The organism is Verrucomicrobiota bacterium, from assembly GCA_039192515.1.
Lineage (GTDB): Bacteria > Verrucomicrobiota > Verrucomicrobiia > Methylacidiphilales > JBCCWR01 > JBCCWR01.
On sequence record JBCCXA010000087.1, the window covers coordinates 1 to 2,831 of the forward strand.

Genomic DNA, 2,831 nt, shown 5'->3' on the forward strand with positions numbered 1-2,831 from the left:
CCCTCCACCTTTAACAAAAACATCTCTTAGCTTCTTGCTATCTTGGAGCATCTGCCCCAAATACCAAAAGGTGTAAAAAGATCTTGGCCCCATGATTCCGTCAACTTCTTGGCTAAAAGCCTTGGAGCGCTTATTCATCTTCGCTCCCTTTAAGAAGGTTTGTAGTTGATAGACAAAATTAGCATAAGCAATAGGTGTTTTTTGCGGAGTCACCTCACCGAAAGGTTTGACTTGATCTAAGCGCAGACGTCGCCACCATCTCAAGTTTTTCGCAGTGACTTCCTCATAATCAATCTCATAACGCTTGGCTTGGTCTTCTATATCTCCTGTCGCCTGACCCGTAGGTTCTCTGGATAGACTTCCAGGATCAAGGGACAGGCGACTCGCGCTTACCGATTTGCCTCGCACAATATTATCAGCCACCTGATCAGCTTCTTTTTCCGCTGGACTATGGACAGGCTCTATAAACTTCGCTTGGGCAATACGCCCCAATGATTTTCGTTGTTGTTGCACATGCACCAGTTCATGTGCCAACAATCTTTGTCCGGACAAGGTATCAGGAGAAAATGCACCGCGTCCAAAGACTATGTGGTTCCCTAAGGTATAAGCACGCGCACCTAGATATTTGGCTGATTGGGCTGCTGCCTCATCGCTATGGACTTTGACTTGTGGCAAAAGTCCACTCATCCCTAGTTGACTGCCTAGATAGTGGCTAGAATCTGATACCAAGGATTTTCCCGTAGAGGCTAAAGTTGCCAAATAGTTCGTGTTCTCCGAGCTACTAGAACCGGTGCAACTAGGACAACTTCCTCCACAGGCACAGGTTGCTTTCCTTTGCACATAGTAAGAAGCTTCCACTTCTCGAGCCGAGTGAGAAAGCTCTGCCTGGGAGCGTTCATGAGTCTGCTCCGTGCTCTTCTTAGATCCTCCACTCCTCTCGACTTTCTCTCGAATCATGCTGCAAAAAAAGAATAACCCAAGCATGAAAGATAGTGCAAGAAGCCTGTGGTATCACAGGGTATTCACTTTGCTTTGAGCAGTTTCCTACCATCCTTCTTCATCGCTTGGATATCAACATTGCCTAAAATACTAATGAGCTTTTCATCATCTGCTGCAACGAAAGCAGATACGTCATTAAGGTCAACCATGCGATTAGCCATCTCCATACCGCGATTTATCACCGAACATCGAAAATACAATCTTAACCGTGGTAATTTATCTTAACGAAACATCCAATCGGTAGGTCTTTTAATCAAGTATTCTTGCCCGGCCTTAGGCAAACTATAAAAAACCTGATACAAGATATCTGCGGTATAATAAACCGCCAACGCCAGATCTCTATCGCGAATTGACCCTTTAATGCCCCCTTGTATGCCTTGAAAATCACTTCGCTTAGCTAAATATTGTAATTCAGTCTTTGTAACTTGAGAAGTACTGTCTATCAGATGCTGACGCGCATCTATTCCAGCTCGGTAAGCCTTCATCTCGTTAAAGAAAAGGGCTAATTGTGTCCTAATATTCATGCGGACTCTAGTATTTAGTTTACTATATTTGGGGTATTTCTGATGAAACCAGGCATGAAAAGTTTCATGAAAGATTAGTTCACGCAAGCGAGAAGCTGGAATCGGTCTAGGAGGAAACCGAATGACTTGGTCGCTAAGGCTAAATGTAGCACCAGCTGTATCGGAAACATACTCAGGATCACGCATCATAGATGTGTTCTTTTTGGGCTTCATGCTAAATTCACTACCCAATCGTATCACATCTGTTCCTCTATTAGCCTTTAAAGCATGTATAAAATCAGTTACTGGAAAAAGTTTTAACGCCAGGCTTAATTCATGTTCGAGGACATCTTGAGTGGGAATGCTAAACCTTCCCCATATACTAGACTTGTGTGTCAAAGTGTTTGCGATAAAATCTATATCATTCTTAAAGACCTTCGTAGCAGAATAACCAGGCACGGTAGCTGCTCTAAAATTCTCCAATACTTTCATGATTTCACTTACATTGGCTCTAATGATGGGTGAGTCTAATTCCGCTCCAAGACGAAAATTTTCATCTAAAATTCTGACAAGATCATCTAACCTAGCAAAATCCTTGCGAAAGCCTGCATACGTTCGCTTTGCTCTTAAATGATCAGCCCAAGCGACTTTGTCTACGGCGTGCTTTTTTTCCCACACCTTCCACCACCTCCACCTCTCATTGACTTTACTAATTGTACCGGCTTCTGAATAAGCTTTATTAAATTCGAATTTTAACTGAGCAACCAAGGTTTCGAGATCAATCCCATTGATACGCAGGTAGGTAGAGCCAGTTGGTCCTTGAGCAAATGCGAGGTTTAGCGACCCACTGTAAACACTAGAAGCGGGAGTGCCGAGCACAGCATCATTCGCAGCTATATCTTTGTAGCGAATGATAGTTCTAGCATCCAAGGCATCCTTGGCTGCAATCTGTGCATCAATTTTATGCCAAGGAATCCACGGCTTTTTAATAAGATCTGGAGTGCGTTTAGGTCTATTTTTCGAAAATGGATTCCACCGCGATGCCAATTCCTCTGACGACCTGAGCTCTCCCTTTGCCGTCGCATCCGGAAACATCTGTGACATCACCTTGTTAGAGCGGAACTTCGCATCTACTTGAGCTGATTGAGTAACGCCTTTGGCTACATCATCACCTACAACTCGTCCCTCAGCTTTGGCCTGTGCTTCAAATTCCTCTTGCAACGCTTTGATGGCACTCTTCATCCTCGGTGATGAAGCATTGTGTAAGTAATATTTATAAGCACCCCGCATAGCACTCAAACTGATAGCGCCCGCCATAAACAACAATAA

3 protein-coding genes are annotated in these 2,831 nt (G+C 43.8%); all 3 read right to left on the reverse strand.

Going from position 1 to position 2,831, the window contains the following annotated elements:
- A partial coding sequence (locus AAGA18_15985; protein ID MEM9446841.1) for a DUF4157 domain-containing protein occupies positions 1-957 on the reverse strand: 957 nt, incomplete at its 3' end.
- A gap of 65 nt (positions 958-1,022) precedes the next feature.
- The gene (locus tag AAGA18_15990; GenBank protein ID MEM9446842.1) at positions 1,023-1,160 is read right to left on the reverse strand and encodes a hypothetical protein; all 138 of its coding nucleotides are present in this window, start codon (positions 1,158-1,160) and stop codon (positions 1,023-1,025) included.
- Positions 1,161-1,220: 60 nt separating this feature from the next.
- Positions 1,221-2,831 (reverse strand): hypothetical protein (locus tag AAGA18_15995; GenBank protein MEM9446843.1); only part of this gene is annotated, 1,611 nt, incomplete at its 5' end.